The 21,643-nt window shown below is 31.9% G+C and carries 18 protein-coding genes; 10 read left to right on the top strand and 8 right to left on the bottom strand.

Annotation, left to right across the window (positions count from 1 at the left end; translation table 11 throughout):
- Nucleotides 1–31 precede the first annotated feature (31 nt).
- A complete protein-coding gene (locus Q0T35_RS07970) occupies nucleotides 32–280 on the top strand; it encodes a hypothetical protein (RefSeq protein WP_293917321.1) in 249 nt (82 codons plus the stop codon).
- A gap of 333 nt (nucleotides 281–613) precedes the next feature.
- Here the strand turns inward: Q0T35_RS07970 and Q0T35_RS07965 are convergent, their stop codons facing one another.
- From Q0T35_RS07965 to Q0T35_RS07955, 3 genes are all read right to left on the bottom strand, one after another.
- The gene (locus Q0T35_RS07965; protein ID WP_295812318.1) at nucleotides 614–946 is read right to left on the bottom strand and encodes a cation transporter; all 333 of its coding nucleotides are present in this window, start codon (nucleotides 944–946) and stop codon (nucleotides 614–616) included.
- 75 nt (nucleotides 947–1,021) lie between these two features.
- Nucleotides 1,022–2,698 carry a DEAD/DEAH box helicase gene (locus Q0T35_RS07960; RefSeq protein ID WP_293917316.1) on the bottom strand — a complete coding sequence of 559 codons (1,677 nt, stop codon included), beginning with the start codon at nucleotides 2,696–2,698 and terminating at the stop codon, nucleotides 1,022–1,024.
- Nucleotides 2,699–2,788: 90 nt separating this feature from the next.
- The gene (locus Q0T35_RS07955) at nucleotides 2,789–3,439 is read right to left on the bottom strand and encodes a Crp/Fnr family transcriptional regulator (RefSeq protein ID WP_293917314.1); all 651 of its coding nucleotides are present in this window, start codon (nucleotides 3,437–3,439) and stop codon (nucleotides 2,789–2,791) included.
- Between the two features lie 206 nt (nucleotides 3,440–3,645).
- Here Q0T35_RS07955 and Q0T35_RS07950 point away from each other — a divergent pair, with 206 nt between their 5' ends.
- The 6 genes from Q0T35_RS07950 to Q0T35_RS07925 all read left to right on the top strand — a co-directional run bounded on the left by Q0T35_RS07950 (nucleotide 3,646) and on the right by Q0T35_RS07925 (nucleotide 12,281).
- Entirely contained in the window at nucleotides 3,646–4,953 is a 1,308-nt protein-coding gene (locus Q0T35_RS07950; RefSeq protein WP_295812386.1) for an anaerobic C4-dicarboxylate transporter family protein, read from the top strand.
- 32 nt (nucleotides 4,954–4,985) lie between these two features.
- Complete coding sequence (aspA, locus tag Q0T35_RS07945; protein WP_293917336.1) at nucleotides 4,986–6,392, top strand: aspartate ammonia-lyase; 1,407 nt, start codon at nucleotides 4,986–4,988, stop codon at nucleotides 6,390–6,392.
- Between the two features lie 274 nt (nucleotides 6,393–6,666).
- Nucleotides 6,667–8,370: an aspartate-alanine antiporter gene (gene aspT, locus Q0T35_RS07940; protein WP_293917311.1), complete on the top strand. Its 1,704-nt coding sequence runs from the start codon at nucleotides 6,667–6,669 to the stop codon at nucleotides 8,368–8,370.
- A 40-nt stretch (nucleotides 8,371–8,410) separates the two neighbouring features.
- Nucleotides 8,411–10,051 carry an aspartate 4-decarboxylase gene (gene aspD / locus Q0T35_RS07935; RefSeq protein WP_295842049.1) on the top strand — a complete coding sequence of 547 codons (1,641 nt, stop codon included), beginning with the start codon at nucleotides 8,411–8,413 and terminating at the stop codon, nucleotides 10,049–10,051.
- A gap of 30 nt (nucleotides 10,052–10,081) precedes the next feature.
- Nucleotides 10,082–11,143 (top strand): type II asparaginase, encoded by a 1,062-nt coding sequence (locus Q0T35_RS07930; protein ID WP_293917306.1) that lies wholly within the window; start codon nucleotides 10,082–10,084, stop codon nucleotides 11,141–11,143.
- 1 nt (nucleotide 11,144) lies between these two features.
- Nucleotides 11,145–12,281: a porin gene (locus Q0T35_RS07925; protein ID WP_293917304.1), complete on the top strand. Its 1,137-nt coding sequence runs from the start codon at nucleotides 11,145–11,147 to the stop codon at nucleotides 12,279–12,281.
- 123 nt (nucleotides 12,282–12,404) lie between these two features.
- Here the strand turns inward: Q0T35_RS07925 and Q0T35_RS07920 are convergent, their stop codons facing one another.
- Nucleotides 12,405–13,400: an AMP-binding protein gene (locus Q0T35_RS07920; protein WP_293917302.1), complete on the bottom strand. Its 996-nt coding sequence runs from the start codon at nucleotides 13,398–13,400 to the stop codon at nucleotides 12,405–12,407.
- 239 nt (nucleotides 13,401–13,639) lie between these two features.
- Complete coding sequence (locus Q0T35_RS07915; protein WP_293917334.1) at nucleotides 13,640–14,647, bottom strand: o-succinylbenzoate synthase; 1,008 nt, start codon at nucleotides 14,645–14,647, stop codon at nucleotides 13,640–13,642.
- A 99-nt stretch (nucleotides 14,648–14,746) separates the two neighbouring features.
- On the opposite strand from Q0T35_RS07915, the gene Q0T35_RS07910 reads away from it, so the two are divergent.
- The gene (locus Q0T35_RS07910; protein ID WP_295842027.1) at nucleotides 14,747–15,877 is read left to right on the top strand and encodes an endonuclease; all 1,131 of its coding nucleotides are present in this window, start codon (nucleotides 14,747–14,749) and stop codon (nucleotides 15,875–15,877) included.
- Nucleotides 15,878–15,952: 75 nt separating this feature from the next.
- Here the strand turns inward: Q0T35_RS07910 and Q0T35_RS07905 are convergent, their stop codons facing one another.
- From Q0T35_RS07905 to Q0T35_RS07895, 3 genes are read right to left on the bottom strand one after another with little or no spacing between them, the layout of a single operon-like run.
- Nucleotides 15,953–16,540: an LUD domain-containing protein gene (locus tag Q0T35_RS07905; RefSeq protein ID WP_295842010.1), complete on the bottom strand. Its 588-nt coding sequence runs from the start codon at nucleotides 16,538–16,540 to the stop codon at nucleotides 15,953–15,955.
- Nucleotides 16,533–17,924 carry a lactate utilization protein B gene (locus tag Q0T35_RS07900; RefSeq protein WP_295841995.1) on the bottom strand — a complete coding sequence of 464 codons (1,392 nt, stop codon included), beginning with the start codon at nucleotides 17,922–17,924 and terminating at the stop codon, nucleotides 16,533–16,535. Before Q0T35_RS07900 ends, Q0T35_RS07905 begins: the two co-directional genes overlap by 8 nt.
- A 9-nt stretch (nucleotides 17,925–17,933) precedes the next feature.
- On the bottom strand, nucleotides 17,934–18,680 hold the full coding sequence (locus tag Q0T35_RS07895) for a (Fe-S)-binding protein (RefSeq protein ID WP_293917293.1): 747 nt from the start codon (nucleotides 18,678–18,680) through the stop codon (nucleotides 17,934–17,936).
- Nucleotides 18,681–18,889: 209 nt separating this feature from the next.
- Here Q0T35_RS07895 and tilS point away from each other — a divergent pair, with 209 nt between their 5' ends.
- The gene (gene tilS, locus Q0T35_RS07890; RefSeq protein ID WP_295841992.1) at nucleotides 18,890–20,179 is read left to right on the top strand and encodes a tRNA lysidine(34) synthetase TilS; all 1,290 of its coding nucleotides are present in this window, start codon (nucleotides 18,890–18,892) and stop codon (nucleotides 20,177–20,179) included.
- Nucleotides 20,180–20,273: 94 nt separating this feature from the next.
- The gene (locus Q0T35_RS07885; protein WP_295841987.1) at nucleotides 20,274–21,590 is read left to right on the top strand and encodes a YihY/virulence factor BrkB family protein; all 1,317 of its coding nucleotides are present in this window, start codon (nucleotides 20,274–20,276) and stop codon (nucleotides 21,588–21,590) included.
- The last annotated feature ends 53 nt before the right edge of the window (nucleotides 21,591–21,643 follow it).

Genomic DNA, 21,643 nt, shown 5'->3' with positions numbered 1-21,643 from the left:
ATCAAAGTTTTTAAATAAAATAATAATTGATATGGAATTAAAATTAGCTAAATGTTGTGGTAATTGCGAACATTTTTTAAATGGACAATTATGTTCATTAAAAGAAGTTGCGGTAGCTCAAAATCAGGTTTGTAACTCATATGAATTTAAAGTAATTCATCATAGAGAAGATGATTGTTTGAAATGTTCCAAATTTCAAAAATCAACTTGTGCTCATCCAAAAGTAGCTAGTGAGGGTATTATGTGTACTGTATGGTATCCGAGAGCTACAGCTTCATAAGAAACGATAAAAAATGATTTTTTTAATATAAAAGAGCTGATTTTTCTAAAATCAGCTCTTTTTAATAAAGACAACTATAACAATTGCAATCAAAATTATTTTTAAAATATTTGGTAAAAGGGATATAATATTTATATATGTTAATATTTCCTATCAATGATATAAACTGATGGGAATTTATAGAAAGTAAAAGATTTGAAAATGATTGTTGTATAGGAATAAAAAAGAGAGCTCAATAAAATTGAGTTCTCTAAATTGATAAATTAATGTATTAAAGTATGAGAATTTTAGAAATTCTCTAAAAAGAACGCTTAAAATTATTTTCAATATTTTTTAGTATTGACAACATAATGGTAATTTCTTGTAGTCGGGATCTTTAGCTTTATATTTTTCATTACTGTACCCTGACTTGGCAATTTTCTTTAAAATAGCAGATAAAGACGTTTTCGTATCATCATAAGTAATGGTTGCAATTTTTGTGCCCGGATCCCATATTACAAGAGAAATATTTGGATCAGAGCCGGCACTTTCGATAGTTTGTTTACACATAGTGCAATTACCGAAAACTTTTACTTTTTCAATCTTTTGATTGACATTTTGCGCTTTTATTTCTGTTAAAGAAATAAGAACCAAGCAAAGGACAAATATTTTACTTAAAAGTTTCATATAAAGGGAAATTATTAGTTAACATCTAAGCTTAAATTATACTTTGACACATAAAAATTAAAAATATTAATTTTTTTACTGTGCTATTTCTAATGACATATTTTTACCATTAAAGCTTAATTGATTAATCTTTTTTAACAATTGGTCTGTATAATTAGCATCAACTTCAAAAAAAGTAAATTTATCCCGAATATCGATTTCTCCAATATCGGCACGTGCACCTTTCGTATTTTTGTTAATAAGATCAATAACAGTCACTTTATTAAGATTATCTCTTTTACCTAAATTAAAGAAAAATCGAGTAAAATTGCCTTGCCTTTTACTTTTTCTATTCCTTTTATTTCCCTCCCTTGAATCATTTCTATCCTTACGGTCTTTACCTTTTCTGCTGTTCGTAGGTTTTTTCCCTCTTTCGGCAGCTCTTTCATTTTTATCAATAGGGGCAATATCTTTTTCATTTTTATAGAATTCCCAAGTTGATTTTAATTCAAGGAACATAACCCTTTTATAAAGTTCTTCCTTGGAAATGTCAGATAAATCGGGAGTGTTAGAAACTTCAAATTCTTCAGAATTAAAATCGGATTTTAGAAGTTTGTCAGATAAATAAATTTCTTTCGCTTTCAAGATATCTTCCTTAGTAGGTATCTTCATTTCTTCTACCTTAATAGATGTCTCTTTTTTAATGCGATTAAACTTAATCATCTCGCTAGGACGAATAATAGCAATTGATTCTCCGTCTTTACCGGCTCTACCGGTTCTTCCGCTTCTGTGAATGAAAACTTCAGGATCATCAGGTAAAGAATAGTGGATTACATGCGTTAGATCATTTACATCCAATCCTCGAGCAGCTACGTCAGTAGCAACCAGTATTCGTAAATTTTTCAAACGAAATTTTTTCATAACCAAATCCCTTTGAGATTGCGATAAATCTCCATGAAGCGCATCGGCGGCATAACCTTGGTGCATGAGAAAATCAGCAATGTTTTGAGTCTCAACACGTGTTCTACAAAAGATAATCGAATATATGTCAGGATTTGCATCCAGTACTCTACGTAATCCATTATTCTTTTGTCTATCGCGTACCATTACAAATTTATGAGTAATATTTTTCTTTACTTCATTAATACCTCCTGCAGATATTTTTTGCGCGCCTTTCATATAATTTTTAGCAATTGCCTCTACTTGTTTAGACATGGTTGCTGAAAATAATAAGGTTTGTCTTTCTTTCGGCGTTTCTTTTAATATGGTTTCCAATTCGGCCTTAAAGCCCATAGATAGCATTTCATCTGCTTCGTCTAAAATTAACCATTGAATTTGGTTTATTTTTAGAACCCCTCTTTTTAGTAAGTCATTAACCCTTCCCGGAGTACCAATTATAAGTTGAGGATTATTTTTCAAACCTTTAATTTGTTCGGAAATATTTGATCCTCCATAGACAGCCAGTGAACGTATTTGAGATAAATATTTAGAATAACTGGCAATATCTTTAGAAATTTGTAAGCATAATTCACGAGTAGGACAAAGTATTAACGCTTGAACATGTTTTTGATAAGGATCAATCATTTCTAGAATCGGCAACGAAAATGCAGCCGTTTTTCCTGTACCGGTTTGTGCTAAAGCTATTAAATCTTCTTCCTTCGATAGTAAGTAGGGAATGGTTTGCTTTTGGATTTCAGTCGGTTGAGTATAACCCAACTCTGTTATGGCCTTTAACAAATCATCTGATAGGCCATACTCTTTGAATAAATTCATCAATAATTTTTAAAAATCAATACAAAGATATGATTTGTTTGTTAATTAACAATTGAAGAATTTAGATATGTTTGTTTATTACAAATGAATTTATCCGTATTTAATGATTTCTTCTAACTTATCAAGATCTTTTATAATAATATCTTTACCCTTTGTCTTAATTAATTTTTCATTTTCAAACTTGGTTAATGTATGAATAATGCTTTCTCTGGAATATCCTATTACCTCGGCAATTTCTGCCCGTGACAAATAAATACCCTTATAATTTTTATTACAGAATTTCAAAATAAACATTGCCATAGCCCCCTCTACATTTTTAAAGCTAAGATTAATGAGCCAATCCATAGTTTCCCGCATCTTGAACTCTAGCTTATTGCTTATTTTAAGATAAAATGAGGTGTTCATTTCACAAATTTTTTTGAAGAGATTTTTTGGAAAAACCATTAATTTAGAATCGATGAGGGAGTGAGTGCTATACGGATAATGTTCCATTAAAATGTAATCCTTTCCTATAATCTCACCTTTACGCGCTATATAAACTATTTTCTTTTTATTTCCTAATTGGTAGGTCAATTTACAATAACCCTCTACTACAAAATATATATTTGCTGCAAAACTACCCTGTTTGAAGAGGGCCTCTCTTGAATCAAAATCAACAATACTACAATTTTGAGATAGAAATATTTTTTCTTCCTCAGTTAACATTGTATAAAAAGGAATAGTAGTAATCAGCTCATTCATTTTTTAAAAAAAGTAAAATATTTCACTTACAAAAGTAATTATATTGTTTTTAAAATACAAATAACATCACTCAAAATAAATTGTGAAATTTTTAATTATCTGTTTACATTTGCAATTATTAATCAATTAAAAGTAAGATTTGTTATAAATTTTATATTAATTGTTAAGTATAAATAAAATTATTTTTTTAGATGAATAACACTTTAATGATTTTGCTCGAATTTATGGTTGTGATGGCAGCCATATTTATCGGGGCAAAAAAAGGAGGTTTAGGATTAGGTATTTTTGGAGGTTTAGGATTGGCTGTATTGGTTTTCGTTTTTAAGCTGAAGCCGCAAAATCCACCTATTGATGTAATGTTGATGATTGTTGCAGTAATCACGGCAGCAAGTACACTTCAGGCATCGGGAGGCATTGATTATATGGTTAATATTGCAGAAAAGCTGCTAAGAGCTTATCCCCCTGCCATTACAATCGTGGCCCCTCTAGTATCTTACATTTTTACAATTATTGCAGGTACAGGTCATATTGCATATGCGCTACTACCTATAATTTCAGAGGTGGCAACAGATGCAAAAGTAAGACCAGAAAGACCTTTAAGTATTTCAGTTATTGCTTCGCAACAAGCAATTACGGCCAGCCCCATATCTGCGGCTACAGCGGCTTTATTGAGCGTTATAATGGTTAAAAACCCTGAATTAAGGCTTATGGATATTTTAATGATATCTATTCCAGCTACTTTAGTGGGAGTTATCGTTGCTGCAATCGTTCAAATGTTTGTAGGAGTGGATTTGGAGAAAGATCCAGAATACCAAAAAAGGATCAAGCAAGGTCTTTTAGAGATTAAGGAGAATAACAAGAAAAAAGAAGTAGGGTTTGGTGCAAAATTATCCGTAATAATCTTTTTGATCGGAGTAATAGGAATAGTTTTATTCGGTTCCGTAGATGGAATAAAACCAACCTTCAATGGTGAACCAATGGCTATGCCTCATATTATTGAAATACTTATGTTGGCTGCTGCCGGATGTATTTTAATCTTTACTAAAACCAATGTAGAAAAAATTGCTACCGGTTCAATTTTTTTAGCCGGAATGCAAGCGGTAATTGCCATTTTCGGAATAGCATGGATGGGAGATACTTTTTTTGCAAGTAACTTAGACTTTTTCAAAGGTTTATTGACTTCAATGGTAATGGAGTATCCGTGGACATTTGCTATTGCTTTATTTTTAATGTCAATTATGCTATTTAGTCAGGCAGCAACCGTAAGAGCGCTTATGCCTTTAGGAGTTTCCCTTGGAATACCAATCCCTAGTCTAATCGCGATGTTTCCTGCAGTAAATGGATATTTCTTTATACCGAATTATCCAACCATAATAGCAGCAATAAATTTTGATCGTACCGGGACTACCCGAATAGGAAAATATGTGATCAATCACTCATTTCAATTACCCGGATTTATTGCAACCATTGTAGCAGTAAGTGTAGGATTTGGCTTAGCATATCTCGTATTTTAAATAAAAATCAACCATAAAAACATATAAATTAAATAATCATGTACAGAATCGAAAACGATTTGATAGGAGATTTAGAAGTTCCAGAAAATGCATATTATGGGATTCAAACTCAAAGAGCTGTAAACAACTTTCATATCACAGGAATAAAATTATCTAAATTTCCGGAATTAATTAAAGCGTTAGCTTATGTAAAATGGGCAGCGGCTGAAACAAATTGTGAACTAGGAGTTTTAGATGAAAATATCAAAAATGCAATTGTTAAAGCTTGTCAAGAAATCATAACCGGTAAATACGATAATGAATTTCCGAGCGATGTTATCCAAGGAGGAGCAGGTACTTCTACCAATATGAATATTAACGAAGTAGTAGCTAATATTGCGTTGGAAATTATGGGACATAAAAAAGGAGAATATCAATTTTGCTCTCCTCATGATCACGTAAACCTTTCACAATCAACTAACGATGCCTATCCAACTTCCATAAAATTAGCAGCAATTAATTCCAATAAGGTATTGATTGATCATTTAAAACAGCTGATTGAATCTTTTCGTAAAAAAGGAAAAGAATTTATGCATGTGTTAAAGATGGGAAGAACCCAATTACAAGATGCAGTTCCTATGACTTTAGGTCAAGAATTTGAAGCATTTGCAGAAACTTTAAGTGAAGATGTAGAAAGGCTAACTCAAAATTCTAATTTATTTTTAGAAATAAATATGGGGGCTACCGCAATTGGAACCGGTTTAAATTCTATTCCAGGATATGCGGAACTATGTGCTCAAAAATTGTCAGAAATAACCCAATTACCATTTGTATCAGCAAAAAATTTAGTAGAAGCAACTCCGGATACAGGTTCTTATGTAATCTATTCCTCAGCATTAAAAAGAGTTGCTATAAAATTATCTAAAATTTGTAACGATTTACGATTGTTATCATCTGGGCCACGATGTGGACTTAATGAAATAAATTTGCCGGCTATGCAACCGGGTTCATCCATTATGCCTGGAAAAGTAAATCCGGTAATACCTGAAGCCATGAATCAAACATGTTTTAAAGTAATAGGAAATGATTTAACTGTTACTATGGCTGCAGAAGCCGGACAGCTTCAATTGAATGTAATGGAACCCGTTATTGCCTACAGTCTTTTAGAATCAGTTCATATATTGATGAATGCTATGGATTGTTTACGTATCAACTGTATTGACGGTATTACAGCCAATGAGCAACATTGCAAAGATATGGTGCTTAATAGTATTGGAATAGTTACTGCATTAAACCCATATATCGGATATAAAAACAGTACTAAAATTGCTAAAGAAGCTTTAACAAAAAATTTAAGTGTTTATGATTTAGTACTCGAGAACAAGCTTTTATCGAAAGAAAAGTTAGATGAAATATTAAACCCCGAAAATATGCTGGGGCCGCATAAGTATAAAGATTAATATATTAGAAAAAGCAACTGAGTAATCAGTTGCTTTTTCTTTTTAAGATATAAATCTATATAAATGTTGGAATATTAATGATAAGTATAATATAAAAAATATAAAAAACAGGAAGAATATAATTCAATAAGCAAATAGTTAAAAAATATAAGTCCATTTTGTTGGCATATTAATTGTGTTTTATATGGGGGTAGCTCTTTAAAGAGATAAAAATAATATTTTCATTTTTTTATCTTTAATTAATCTAAAAAATATTTATTAAAAAACAAGATATATGGAATGGATTTTAAAAACTATTCAAAACTCTCCTGAATTAGCTATCTTTCTCACACTAGCTTTGGGATTTGCAATAGGACAAATAAAAATTAAAGGATTCAGTTTAGGCGCAGTTACAGGAGTCCTATTAATGGGAGTATTAATAGGACAATTAGGGATTTCAATATCACCTACCGTAAAATCTGCCTTTTTTCTTATATTTTTATTTGCAGTAGGTTATAGTGTGGGACCTCAATTCGTACACGGTTTAAAAAAAGAGGGATTACCACAAATTGCATTTGCAGCTTTAGTATGTGTAGCTTGTTTATTAGTAGGGTGGGTAGCAGCTATTATAGCAGGTTTTGATGTAGGTAATGCAGCAGGATTATTAGCTGGAGCAAATACCATATCAGCAGTAATAGGAGTAGCTTCAGATACCATCAATCAATTGAGCATAGATTCCTCTCAAAAACAACAATTAATTAATCATATTCCTGTCGCCTATGCAGTAACCTACATCTTCGGAACAGCAGGTACGGCTTGGTTTTTATCCTCCATAGGGCCTAAACTCTTAGGAAAAGATGTAGTCGGTCAAACTAAAAAGTATGAAGAATCTTTAGGAGGAGCTATTCAAGATGACGATTCAAGCTTAGAGTATGCTTATGATGGAGCAACTTTTAGAGTTATTGAAGCAAGTAGTAATTATTTTGATCAAAAACGCACGGTAAAAGAGGTAGAAAAATTTCTTGTAAATAAAGATTGGCCGGTATATATAGAAAAAATACGAACTTCATCCAATAACGAAATTATTTCTGATCCCACTCCAGATACTTCTATTAATAAGGGAGATAAGATGGTTTTAAACGGCCCCTTAGAAACTATACTTTCCGATGAAAATTATGTAGGTAAGGAAGTCGCAGATTTAGAGCTGTTAGATTTCAAGGTTGAAAGTTTAAAGGTGATTGTTGCTAATAAAAAAATTATAGGAAAATGTCTTCATACTCTTAAATACAATAAAAATAGACATGGAGTAATCATACGTAAAATACATAGAGGAAAAACAACAATTCCCTTATTGAAAAATGTAACATTACAAAGAGGAGATGTACTAGAAATTGAAGGGAGAAAATCGGACGTAGATAAATTTGCTTCTTATTTGGGATATCCTGAAAGACCTACTAATGTTTCAGATATTTTATATATAGGATTGGGGATATTCTTAGGAGGCATATTAGGGTCATTAACTATTAGAACCGGTAATATCCCTTTAAGTTTAAGTGCCAGTGGGGGAGTATTGATCATGGGAATTATTTTTGGTTGGTTACGATCTTTACGTCCTACTTTCGGATATATACCTTCACCATCGATATGGTTGATGAATAATTTAGGGTTAAATATGTTTATTGCAGTAGTAGGAATAAATGCAGGACCCGATTTTATTTCCGGATTAAAAACAGCCGGAGTCAGTTTATTTATCGCAGGTATATTTGTTAGTATTGTACCGATGCTTGTAGGTATATTATTAGGAAGATATGTATTTAAATTTAATCCAGCCATAACTTTAGGAGCTTGCGCGGGTGCAAGAACAACAACAGCCGCACTCGGAGCATTAGAAGATACTTTACAAAGTAAAGTCCCCGCTTTATCTTATACAACTACCTACGCTGTTGGTAATACACTACTCATTATATGGGGGGTCGTTATTGTTTTGTTAATGAGCTAGCCATTGAACTTAAAAATTAGAAAATAAAAATTATAGAACAATGGATATATCTAAATTAAAAACTTCTCGCCATAAAGAACAACAATTAGAGCAGTTAAGCCCTTTTGAATTAAAGAATGATTTAATTAAATTAGCTACAGACCAACAGACAAAACCTGTAAGAACTATGTTAAATGCGGGACGAGGTAATCCAAATTGGGTAGCCACCGTCCCACGAGAAGCATTTTTTACTCTAGGGCGTTTTGGTATTGAAGAGTGCAAAAGAACCTTATATAAATCGGAGGGATTAGCAGGGATTCCTGAAAAAAAAGGTATAGGAAAAAGATTTGAAACATTTTTGGAAAAAAACAAAGATCAACCTGGAATAGAGCATTTACAAAAGACCTATAAATATGGAATTGAAAAACATAAATACGATCGTGATAGTTGGGCGCATGAATTAGCTGAAGGGATAATTGGAGACCAATATCCGAGTCCGGTAAGAATGTTAAAGCATATAGAACCTATCGTACATGATTATTTAATTCAAGAAATGTGCGGAAATAATTCGCAAAGAAGCGGAAAATATGATATTTTTGCAGTCGAAGGAGGTACTGCAGCCATGTGCTATATATTTGATTCTTTAATGGAAAATTATTTGTTAAGGAAAGGAGATCATATAGCCTTAGGTGTTCCTGTTTTTACTCCTTATTTAGAAATACCAGAATTGAAAAGATATAATTTTAAAGTAACATATGTCCACGGAACAGGAAAAAATAGTGATGGCACTTCCAACTATCAATATCCGGATGAAGAATTGGATAAATTAGGGGATAAAACTATAAAAGCATTTTTCATCGTCAATCCAAGTAATCCGACTTCAGTTGAGATTTGTGATAAAAGTAGGAAATATCTTGTAAAAATCGTTAAAAATCTCAACCCGAATTTAATGATTTTAACCGATGATGTATACGGTACATTTGTACCTAAATTCAATTCATTAATGAATGAATTACCACAAAACACTCTTTGTGTATATTCTTTTTCTAAATACTTTGGGGCAACAGGTTGGCGATTAGGAGCAATTGCTTTATATGAGGATAACATTTATGATAAAATGCTTAAAGCAATCCCCGAAAAAGAAAAAGCTAAAACTGCAAAACTATATTCCAGTTTAACACTATATCCCGAAAAACTTAAGTTTATAGACCGTTTGGTAGCGGACAGTCGTCAGGTGGCATTAAATCATACAGCTGGTTTATCTTTGCCGCAACAAATACAGATGATGTTATTTGCTTCCTTCGCTTTACTGGATAAGGAAAATAAATATAAAAAAGTCTGTACAGACTTAGTAAAGCATCGATTTAATTTACTTTGGGAAGGAATGAATATTCCTATAAAACCAGATCCGGAAAGAGCTTCTTATTATTGTGAAATAGACATTCACGAATGGGCGTCTAAAAATTATGATAAAGATTTTGTAGCCTTCTTGGAAAAAAATTTTGAACCGGTGGATATACTTTTTAGATTAGCCGAAAAATCATCCATAGTATTATTGAATGGAAGCGGCTTTGCAGGCCCGGAATGGTCGGTTAGAGTTTCTCTGGCAAATTTAGATGACAATGATTATAAAATAATAGGAAAAAAGCTTTCTGAAACAATGAATGAATACGTAGAGGCATGGAAAAGTTCAAAAAAATAAAATCAAATATTAATTATAAATAATTTAACTATGAAAACAAAAAAATTAAAAAATTTGTTAAGTTTGTTTGTACTGCTTATATTTATGGCGGCAAACGCGCAGTACAAACCTACTATTTACATTTTGGCTACGGGAGGAACTATAGCCGGTCAAGGGTCATCCTCTGTTACACAGGCATATAAACCCGGTTCTATTACAGTAGATGAACTTTTAAGTGCAGTTCCCTCCATCAAAGACGTTGCTAATATTAAAGCAGAACAAGTTGCCAACATAGGTAGTCAGGACATGAATGATGACGTATGGCTTAAATTATCGAAAAGAGTTAACGAATTGCTTAGCCAAAAAGATGTAGACGGAATTGTGATTACTCATGGTACCGATACGCAAGAGGAGACAGCTTATTTCCTTAACTTGACGGTAAAAAGTAATAAACCGGTAGTTTTAGTTGGATCCATGCGTCCTTCAACAGCCATTGGCGCAGATGGTCCTAGAAATATTCACAATGCAGTGGCATGTGCTGCATCCGCAGAATCACTTGGAAAAGGAGTAATGGTAGTAATGGATGATAAAATTATAGGAGCAGATGATATTACCAAAACTCATACACTTGATGTTGGAACTTTTGAAGATCCTAATTATGGTAATCTAGGAATCATGTATAACGGAAAACCTATTTATACAAGAGAATCCGTAAAAAGACATACTATAAATTCAGAATTTGACATTACAAATATAAATAAACTACCAAGAGTGGAAGTTGTTTTAAGTTATTCTAATGCGAAGTCTTTATTTATAGATGCAGCCGTTAATGCAGGTGCAAAAGGAATAGTTACTGCAGGAGTGGGTAATGGAAATATTACAACCGATATGCAAAATGCATTAGTAAATGCGGTAAAAAGAGGAGTAGCGGTTGTTCGTTCCTCTCGTATACCTATGGGACCTACAGCACAATATGATGAAGTGGATGATGATAAATATGGGTTTACAGCCTCTTGGTATATAAATCCATATAAAGCTAGAATATTATTAATGTTAGCGTTAACCAAAACAAACAATTATAAAGAAATTCAAAGAATGTTTACAGAATATTAAAATGAAATTAAGTATTACGAAAAAAATCCTTTTAGCAGTAAGTTGTTTATTTTGCTTAGCAAACTACGGACAACAAACAGATTCAAATTCAGGAGACAACAATACTGTCAATAATGAATCATCTTTTAAATCTATTTTAGATAAGCTTTTGAAAGATGATCAGATGTTAAATATCATGCTTGATACGCGTATAGACTATCAAGCTACTTTTAAAGATAGTGAAACAGAAGAAAGTAGCTTTCGAGGAAATACAGTAAAATTATGGTTTGTTGGGGAAATAGTTCCAGGATTTCGCTACAGAATACGTCATCGAATAAACACACCTCAGAATCCTCTTTATAGAGACAATTATTCTTCAGCTACCGATCAAGCGTATTTTGAAATTGATGCAGGTAAACGATGGACTTTTAGAATTGGTAAGCAAGCCGTTCAATTTGGTACCTTTGAATTTGACTATAATGCAGCTGATTTATATTTGTATACCATGGCTTATAATGATTTGGATGCCTATAAAACAGGTGTTAATGTCGCTTATAATGCAGGAGGACAAACATTGAATTTTCAAGTTGTAAACTCTGATGCACCTCAGTTTTCAACTGAAAAATATAAAAACAAATCTTTAGCAGGAGTATTTTTATGGGAAGGTAGCTTGTTTAACAATGCACTTAAAACTCGTTATGGTTATGGAGCATTTCAACATGATGCAAGCAAATACTATAATTGGATAACTATTGGTAACCAAATTAATATTCAAAAATTTACAGCAGAATTAGACTGGTATATGGGAGATCGTGATATGAATTATGGAGATGTTGTTCAAAATGACTTAGGATTAAGACACGTAAGAGACAACTCTGTATCTGTTAATTTTAAATATGATTTAGGAAAAGTAAAACCCCTTATCAAAGGAGTGTGGAATAAAAGAAGAGATCAGTTGAATTCTTCTTCATATATAAATGGAGGAGTACAGGCAGCGGTTGAATATTATCCTTTTACAGATCCAGCATTGAAAGATTTAAGATTCCACGTTATGTATGCCTATAATAGGACAAATTTCAACGGAATATATAATGATTTAGATGGAATAAACGGCAATCAAATTATTGCAGGACTTCGTTGGTTCTTGAAAATTAAATAGATTTTTTATTTATACTTAAATATTTTGACTTTAAAGCCTTATAAATTTTTATTTATAAGGCTTTTTAAATTTTTCTCTTTTCTAAAGTAAAATAGTTTTTTATTTAGATTTTCCGATAACTTTTTACATTTTACGTATTATTTTACCGGTTGGCGTCCTCGCAAAACTATTTATATAAATTATTTCTTTAGGCTTTTCATACCTATTTGCATAATTAAAATCAAGGATCTGCCTTTCAAGTTCAAGATCTTTTTTTCCAGCTATTATTAACACTACTTTATTCCCTAATAAAGGGTCTTCTAAGGAAGATATGATAAAATCTGAATTAATAACTGATTTGAGCTGTTTTTCTACTTGTTCGGGAAATATCTTTATTCCACCTGAGTTAATCACATGATCAATTCTTCCTATCCATTCGAATTCGTTATCGGAAATTATGGAAACCAAATCATTTGTAATAATTTCTTCTTTCAAAAATGGAGTAAGAATACATAAGCATCCTCTTTTATCTATGCGCATTTTTGTATTCGGCATAAGTTTAAAAAAAGGTTTTGTATTATTGCCCGATACTTTTTTAAGAGCTATATGAGAAATTGTTTCCGTCATGCCAAAAGATTCGTAAATGTCCGTGGGTCGAGTTTTTAATTTGGATTGTAGTTGTGAAGATAGCTGAGCTCCTCCGATAATTAACTTTTTTATAAAAGAGAGCTTGTCTAATGAATTTTCGACCTGCATGGGCGTCATGGCAGAAAAAGTAAATTCCATTGTAATATTTTCCAAAGGATGAGAAACAGGTTTAATACAATAAAGATCGAGTTTCCATACAATAGCTCTAACCAGCATCATTTTTCCGGCAATATAGGAAGAAGGCATACAAAGAAGTGCACGATCTTTTACCTGTAAATGTAAAAATGTACCCGTCATTTTAGCACTTTGAATCATAGCTTTTTTTGAAAGCTCTATATTTTTAGGAATTCCGGTAGAACCTGACGTTTTGGTCGTAATTGTTGCGGATGGGGCATACCAATCTTTTAAAAAATCAATAATATCTTTCTGCCAACTTTCTTTACTAGGTATTTTGTCTATTTCAATCTGTTTTGAGAAATCCAAATGTATCATACGTAAAATTTCTATATAATTATATTGGCTAATTTTTATAAAAAAAGCTTACTAAATGTCTAATTTAGTTTAATAAATTCATCTAATCTAAATTATGAATAAATATTTATGTCTAATTATTTAATTCATTCCAAGAATAAGTTATAAAACTTACATTTAGTATAAATTTTACTTGTTAATCAACAAGTAATGGAGCGGTAATTAAAAAAATTGTAATGAATTTACCCACTATACGATAGTTAAGGATTATAAAAGAGATATTCACCTATTACCGATAAATTTGTTGGAAAATTATTGGTAAATAAACTTCCCGTCCCTAAACCTTGAGGCATATCTTTATTAAACAAAGCAGTCCACTGTGCAATAGCATTTAATCCAACATTAGATTCCAATGCAGAAGTAATCCACCAATCAATATTTTTGGCTTTGGCTATATCAATCCACTCTTGAGATCCATTCCAGCCTCCTATTAGAGAAGGTTTCAATATGATGTATTGAGGGGAGATATGTTCTAATGTTTTTTCTTTCTGATCTTTATAAAATTTTCCAATCAGTTCTTCATCTAAAGCAATAGGGGTAGGGGTATTACTACATAAATCAGCCATTTGATCTTCATGTCCGGCTTTAATAGGTTGTTCTATAGAATGAATGTTAAGTTTGGCAAGCTGCTCTAATACCTTTTTTGCTTCTTTATAGCTAAATCCTCCATTGGCATCAACCCTTAGCTCTAATTGATCGGCAGAAAATTCAGCACGTAAATTTTGTAGAATTTTATGTTCTTCTTTCCAGTTAACTCCGATTTTCAGCTTTATGCAACTGTAGTTTTGTTCGAGCTTTTGACGTATTTGTTCGCGCATAAAGTCTAAACTTCCCATCCAAATTAATCCGTTAATTTTAATTCCTTTTTTACCTTCAGTGAATTCCGAAGGAAAAAATAATCCATTTTTTTTACTTTCAAGTTGAGAAAATACCTGCTCGATTCCAAATTGAATGGAAGGAAACTCTTGACAATCATTTAGAAGAAACTCTTTTCCTTCATTGATGTGATCACACACCCATTGAAGTTTACATTCATAATTTACCTCAGCATCTGCACTTAATCCTTTAAAAAAACTGCATTCTCCAACATATTCGCCAGATGAATGTTGTACCGTTATGAAGTAAGTAAGTTTTGTATTTAATATGCCGCGGGAAGTACCGGCAGGTCGTTTAAATTGTAATTCGTAAGAATTGAAATTTGCTTTAATCATATAAAAATAATTATGAATACTAAATTATTTATCTTAACTTGAGCTGAATTTAATACTCAATCAAATAATTTTATTAACGCTAAAATTACAAATAATATGAAGAAAATTTTATTATTTTGGGCATTCTTGTCATCCACTTGTTTTTTCTATTCTCAGCTAATAGAAGTGCAGGAGATAGAAATAAAATCTATCCCTACAGATTATTATTCCCAAGCGTATGGTACGGGGTATGATTTAAAAACAAGTTTAAAGGAAATAATTAAAAGAAACCATGCTCCAATCGGTTATAAAGGACTGTGGAATTTGTATAAGTCTAAAGATGCTTTTAGTGATAAATGGTATGAAAAAGATGGTACAATTTTAGATATTTATTCAGAAGTTCCAAATGGGATTGATCCATACAATTATCGTGTCGGAGTAGACCAATGTGGAAATTATCGTAAAGAAGGAGACTGTTACAACAGAGAACATTTAATTCCCCAATCCATATTTTATAAAAAAGATCCCATGGTATCTGATGCTTTTCATATTTGGCCTACCGATGGAAAAGTCAATGCTATGCGGAGCGATTATCCCTTTGGTAAAGTGGGTGCAAGCACTTGGGTATCAAAAAATGGTTCTAAATTAGGAAATAGCGATAATACAGGATATTCTGAAGGATATAAAGGAATTGTTTTTGAGCCTATCGATGAGTTTAAAGGAGACATAGCTCGCGCTTTTTTTTATTTTGCAACTCGATATGAAGACGAAATTAGTTCTTGGAGTTTTGATATGTTTAATAGAACAAAAAATCAAGTGTTTACGGAAGCGTTTAAAAATATTTTGCTTACCTGGCATATGATGGATCCTGTCAGCGATAGAGAGATAGCAATGAATGAAGCGATATATAGTAAACAAAAAAACCGTAATCCATATATTGATCATCCGGAATGGGTAGAAATGATATGGGGAAAGATCCTTAAAGGTGAAAATTTTGAATATCAACCCAGAAACTTTTTGGAAATATATCCCACACTTTCTTCAGGAACGGTTTATATAAAATCTCAGGATGGTAAATCTTTAGTTAAAAAAGTAATGGTGTTTTCATTAAATGGTGTTTTAATGCAAACTATTGAAAATCATAGTAATAACCTTATAATAACCGTTTATATTCCTAAATCCGGTAATTACATCATAAAGGCTGTGGGGCATGACTTTGAAGTTAACAGAAAAGTTATAATAAAATAAAGATTAAAAGAATGTAAAAGAGGGTAAATTATAAATTTTACCCTCTTTTGTTTAAACAATATATGATTTTACCATTTACATAAAAAATACCGAAAGACTTCGAGCTCCTTGTGCCCCACGAACCATCACAGCACCGATGTCGGCTGTTGCTGAAGGTCCGAGCATAAAACAACCGTAATTGCTTTCCTGAAGATTTATTTTAGCATAGGCTTCATACATATCTCTAACAATTTCTTGCGGTTTTAATAAGATAATTAAATGCTGGGAAAGAAAACCTAAAGAAGTGACTATCATATCTTTTTCAGTCATCCACACCATACCATTTTCGGAAACTCCGAACTGCGCACGAATAATACCTACATCTACATTTTCTAATTGATGAGAATCAGTTAGAGGAGATAAGTCTTTGTTTCCTTGAAATTCAACTGCGGCAGAACAGATAACTTTTGCTTGAGGATGTAATTCTTTAATTTTGTTATTTCCTTCCTCAATTGAATTTATATCGTACCAGGTTCCTGCATTTGCAACTAAATTATCTTTAAATTCTTGTAATATATCTTGATTGTTTTTAGGAAATAAGGGGATTTTCGGATAAGGAAATTGAGTGTCCTGAGGTTTGTTTTTGCGAATAGCGTCTAAAATATGTTCTTTTGTACTAGTCATTTTTTTCTTTTCTGTTTTTAATATACCATTCTCTAAATGTATTTTTTGCCATAGAAAACATTTCACGTTCTTGAGTCCATGGATTTATATTGCTGTATAATAAAAAATCTGGGACTACGGGTAAAACTTTTTCAGTTACCGTCTCAGTGGTCCTAAATAAGCGAGGATGTCCGAAAACGGTTCCTGCTGCCTTAAGTGCATATTTTCTATTAGAAGGCATATAGCCATTATCTACAACCATTTTTCTCCATTTATAAATTTGGCCGGAGATATCTATTTTCACCGGACATACATCGGAACAAGAACCGCAAAGGGTGGAATGATAGGGAAGTTCTTTATATTTTTCAAGGTCGAAAGTAGGACTTAGAATAATTCCTATAGGCCCGGAATAAGTAGATTCATAAGACAATCCGCCGCTTCTACGGTAAACAGGACAAGTATTCATACATGCACCGCAGCGTATACATTTAAGCGAAGTCCAAAAATCTTCCATCCCTAATCGCTCCGATCTTCCATTATCCGTAATAATGATATGTAATTCTCCATTTTTTCTGGGTCCGGAAAAGTGTGAAGTATATTGCGTTGCCGGAGTACCTAAGGCACTTCGAGATAATAAACGTATAAAAATACCTAAATCTTCAACTTTGGGAATAATTTTTTCTATTCCTATACTGGCTATGTGTAGAGGCGGAACAGAAGCCCCAATATCGGCGTTTCCTTCATTGGTACAAACAACAAAAGTACCGGTTTCAGCTATTGCAAAATTTGCACCTGTCATTCCGGCTCCAGCTCGTAAAAATTTGGGCCTTGCATTGTTTCTCATAGCCTCATTGAGTGAGTGAGCATCTGTATCGTTAGGATCCGTTCCAATGGTTTTTGCAAAGAGTTTGGCTATATCCTTGGTTGTTTTCTCAATAGCAGGCATAACAATATGAGCCGGGGGTTCGTGGGATAATTGTTGGATTCTTTCTCCTAGATCGGATTCAGTAACTTCAATACCTTTAGATTCTAAAAAGCTGGTCATTCCGCATTCTTCTTGTAGCATTGATTTGCTTTTTATAATTTCCGTTACTTTTCTTTCTTGTAAAATATTATAAACTATCTCATTATGCTCTTGCGCATCTCGTGCCCAATGTACTATTGCACCTCTTTTGGTAGCATTTTCAGCAAATTCACTCACGTATTCATCCAAATGAGATAGACTGTGTTCTTTAATTTTCGATGCTAAGACTTTCAACTCTTCCCATTCAGGTATGCTTTGGGCTATCCGATCGCGTTTTAATCGAGCATTCCAAAGGTTTTTATCATGCTCTTTCTCATGAATGTTATCTTGATTAATGAAATCTGCCGAGTTTTTTTCAATGTTGACAACCTTTTTTTTCATTTTTTTAGTTTAAAATGGACCTCCGTTAAGAACTTGTGCAATATGTAAAAAGGGTAGGTGGGTTACTCCGTTTTTTAAAGCAACTCCCTTTTGATGCATTAAACAAGACATATCGGGAGAAACCACATATTCTGCTCCACTGGTAATATAATCAGAAATTTTATCTTTGCCCATTTTCCCGCTTACTACTTCATCTGTAACGCAAAAGGTACCTCCAAAACCACAGCATTCATCGGGACGGCTCATTACCGCTAGTTCCAATCCCTTCACCATTTTTAATAAGTCTGCAGATTTATTATAAGGTGTTCCCATTATTTCTGAAGGCTTGGCTATGCCTAAGCCTCTTATTGAGCTACAACTGTTATGTAAAGCTATTTTGTGATTGAATGTAACATCCGGTAATTCTTTAATTTGTATAATATCATGTAAAAATTCAACTAATTCATAAGTATTCTTCCTGACATGACAAACGTCTTCATTTTGTTCTAAATTATCAAAATGCATACGAACTTGTTTAACGCAACTTCCAGCCGGACCTACAATATATTCGTAATCTTTAAAATTACTAATAAAAAGCATTTCTGCTGCTTCCGCACTTTTATAATCTCCTTCATTAGACATTGGTTGACCGCAACATGTTTGTTCTAAAGGATATTCAACGTCCATTCCTAATTTTTCCAATAACTCCAATGTAGCTATTCCAACCTCGGGATAAATAGCATCTATATAGCAAGGAATAAATAAACCGATTTTCATAATAGATTTTCAATTTTATGGATAAATTTCTTATTTAAAATCATTCTAAATTAAAATAAATATTCAATTTATATTGTTTTCATAATTACGTTGTAATTAGTAGTCAATGCAAAGATTGTGCTTAATCAGATATTTTTGTCAAAATTTTTTTCAACTATCTTTGCTTAAAAATTATATTTCTGGTATTTACGAAATTGATTGGATAATATATGAAGGTAACGGATTCATTGAGCGGATTAGCTATAGAAAAAAAATATTTGTTGGCAGTAAGTGGAGGGGTAGATAGTATGGTTTTAATGCATCTATTTTATAATTCTCCTTATCAATTTAGTGTTGTTCATTGTAATTTTCAACTTCGTGGAGAAGATTCTTTGTCCGATGAAAAGTTAGTTCGGGAATATTGCTATGCTCGTAGAATTGAATTGTTCGTTAAATCTTTTGATACTTTAAAATTGAAAAAAAATAGAGAATCTATAGAAATGGTTGCCCGAAATTTGAGATACGACTATTTTAGGGAACTAGCCAAAGAACAATTATTTGATTATCTAGTCACTGCACATCATCTCAACGATAATGTAGAAACATTTTTTATTAATTTATTAAGAGGTTCCGGGAGTAAGGGGTTATCCGGTATGAAAAAGATTTCTAATTTTGTTTTAAGACCTTTATTATCTTTTCCTCGAAAAGAAATTGTAGCATTTGCACAAGAAAACTCTATTCCTTGGAGGGAAGATGCATCCAATTACACCTTAGAGTATTTAAGAAATAAAATTCGACATAAAATTATTCCCGAGTTTATGGATATAAGTCCAGAATTTCTAAGGCAGGTAGATAAAAGCATGAGTATTTTACATGAAACGCAATCTTTTATAGAATTTAAAGTGCAAGAACTGCAAAATGAGGCTAGCATTACCGTAGAAGAAGGAATAAAAATTTTTTCTTTAGATAAGCTTAAAAAAGCGGATTTTATCTTGTCTTACCATTTGCTTTCTCAATACGGTTTTACGAATAAAGAGGATTGTATCAACATTATAAATTCACAGACAGGAAATATTTTTGAATCTAATACATTTAAAGTTTGGATAGATAGGGGAAGAGTATTGCTTGAAGAAAAGAAAAAAAATGTTTCTATAAAAAATTCGATTACTATAAAATCAATTCCGTTTATGATACAAGAACCTGTTGCTGTTAAGTTGTATGAGAAGAATATCAGGGAAAGTAATGCGAATGAGATTGTTGATTTGGATAAAATTGAATTTCCATTAACCTTAAGAAATTGGCAAAATGGCGATGTGTTTTATCCTATAAATGGGTTGGGAAAAAAGAAAGTAAGTAAATATTTAAAAGATTCTAAGGTTTCAAATTTCCAAAAAGAGAAAGTAATGGTATTGTGTAATAAATTAGGAGAAATTATTTGGCTGGTCGGATTTCGTCTAGATGATCGCTTTAAAGTTTCAGATACCAGTAAAAGATTTCTGCATCTATTCTATAATCTTTAAAACTTATTTACTTATTAATAGGTATAAATTATTCCTTATTAAATATAGAAGGTATTATGTTTGTATCTGATACTTGAAAATTTAAATAATAAAAATGTATTCTAAGATAAAAAATAAAATTCTATCTATAATTCATTATTTAAGATATGATATCTGGAGGATAAACGGAAACGACAGTACTCACATTAAAACAATTTTTATAAATATCACTAAGGCTTTTTTATTGACCTTCAGAAATATTAATGGATCACAAATTAATACACGTGCGGCAGCTCTTACCTATAATTCTCTCTTATCTATTGTACCATTGTTAGCCGTCTTATTTGCCATTGCCCGAGGTTTTGGTTTTCAAAACTTAGTTGAAACACAATTATTCCAATATTTTACGGGACAGAAAATAGTTCTTTCAAAGGCTATGCAATTTATAGACGGATCTATAGATTACGCCCAAGGAGGTGTATTTTTAGGAATCGGGATTGTAATTCTTTTCTATACTGTGGTCACTCTTCTCTCAAGTATCGAAGATAATTTTAATATAATCTGGAGAATTAAAAAAGGTAGAACGTTTTCTCGACAATTTACAGATTATTTAGCTTTAATCCTTATTGCGCCTTTATTTTTGATATGTAATGCCGGTTTATCTATATTTCTAAATTCAACAGCAAATATTAATATAATAGGTGCGGTCATTAACCCAATACTCAAAATATTGCCTTATATAATTATTATCTTACTCTTCACATTTTTATATATTTATATACCTAATACAAAGGTAAAGTTTAGCGCAGCAGTATTAGCAGGTATTGTAAGCGGAAGCTGTTTTCAGATTTTTCAAATGTTATATATTTCCGGACAATTCTGGATAGCCAAATATAATGCAATTTATGGAAGTTTTTCAGCATTACCATTATTGATGTTATGGCTTCAGCTGAGTTGGTTTATTTGTTTATTTGGAGTGCAATTATCTTTTTCTTATCAAAATGTAAATAAATTTAGTTTTGAAAAAGATATTTCAAATATAAGCAGGCGTTATAAAGATTTTATACTTTTAATGATTACCACACTTATTATAAAGAGGTTTGAAAGAGGAGATAAGCCATATACAGCAGATGAGTTGTCTGAAACTTTTAAAATACCTACGCGTTTAACTAATGATTCTTTATACTTTTTATTACAGGTAGGCTTACTTGCTGAAACTCCACTTGAAAACGATTTAGTAATTGCTTACATCCCGGCCATAGATATTAATCACATAACCCTCATTTATTTTTTAAATAAGATAGATCAATATGGTTCTGAAAATTTTAAAATAGATATACAGGGAGATATTAAAAATATCTGGAATAAGACTTTAGAAATAAGAACTATGATTTATGAACATGAAAAAAATACTTTACTTAAAGATTTATAGTTATTCTGATATATAAAAAAGTAAATTTTCTAAACTATATTCAACAATTGAAA

Source organism: uncultured Apibacter sp. (assembly GCF_946479295.1).
Taxonomy (GTDB): Bacteria; Bacteroidota; Bacteroidia; order Flavobacteriales; family Weeksellaceae; genus Apibacter.
The sequence above is the reverse complement of the archived record's forward strand: the minus strand, read 5'-3'. Positions and strand labels throughout refer to the sequence as shown.